Here is a 1052-nt window from a genome sequence, read left to right on the forward strand (position 1 = left end):
CTCGCCATATTCTGATCAAACCAACCGTGATTCTTAGTGATGAAGGCGCTAAAAAGCAGTTAAATGAATTCGTTCGTCGCATCAAAGCTGGCGAAGCGACCTTTGCTCAATTGGCCTCACAATACAGCCAAGACCCAGGCTCTGCGGCTCAAGACGGTGAACTGGGTTACCAAACACCAGATCTTTATGTTCCTGAATTTAAACACCAAGTTGAAACACTACCAGTTGGCTCAATCAGTGAACCATTCAAAACGGTTCATGGCTGGCACATTGTTGAAGTGTTAGACCGACGCCAAGTCGACCGCACAGATTCAGCAATGAAGAATAAAGCTTACCGCATTCTGTTCAATCGTAAGTTTAATGAAGAAGCAGGCGCATGGATGCAAGAGCTGCGTGCAAGTGCGTTTGTTGAAATCGTGGATGACAACAATGACAACTAATTCAATTCGCAGAATTGTCGTAACCGCAGGGGAACCTGCGGGCATCGGCCCTGACTTAGTGCTGGCTCTATCAAAAGAAGATTGGGCACACCAGATTGTCGTCTGCGCAGATAAAAACATGTTGCTGGAACGTGCCAAAATGCTTGGCATTGATGTCCAACTCTTTGATTACAATCCTGAAGAAGCACCTAAGGCGCAAAAAGCGGGCACACTTATCGTTGACCACGTTGAAATTTCGGAAAACGCGATTGCTGGTCAACTTAATGAAGCCAACGGCCACTACGTATTAAAAACGCTAGAAAGAGCCGCTTTGGGCTGTATGAATGATGAATTTGATGCTATTGTCACCGGCCCTGTTCACAAGGGGGCGATCAATCGCGCAGGTGTTGCATTCAGTGGTCATACTGAATTCTTTGCCGAGAAATCAAATACACCGTTAGTGGTGATGATGTTGGCAACAGAAGGACTGCGTGTCGCATTGGTTACCACACATATTCCATTGGCGTATGTGTCAAAAGCGGTCACCGAAGAACGACTAGAGAAGATTATCGATATTCTTCATAAAGACCTCGTAGAAAAATTTGCCATCGCAGAGCCAAACATCTATGTTTG

2 protein-coding genes are annotated in these 1052 nt (G+C 45.6%); both read left to right on the top strand.

Annotated features, from left to right (window positions below):
- Positions 1-440: peptidylprolyl isomerase (locus R7P35_RS26180; RefSeq protein WP_318093401.1), on the top strand; the 440-nt coding region annotated here is incomplete at its 5' end.
- A partial coding sequence (locus tag R7P35_RS26185; protein ID WP_318093404.1) for a 4-hydroxythreonine-4-phosphate dehydrogenase PdxA occupies positions 430-1052 on the top strand: 623 nt, incomplete at its 3' end. The genes R7P35_RS26180 and R7P35_RS26185, both read left to right, overlap by 11 nt.

The organism is Vibrio sp. Vb0304 (assembly GCF_033338995.1).
Taxonomy (GTDB): domain Bacteria; phylum Pseudomonadota; class Gammaproteobacteria; order Enterobacterales; family Vibrionaceae; genus Vibrio; species Vibrio alginolyticus.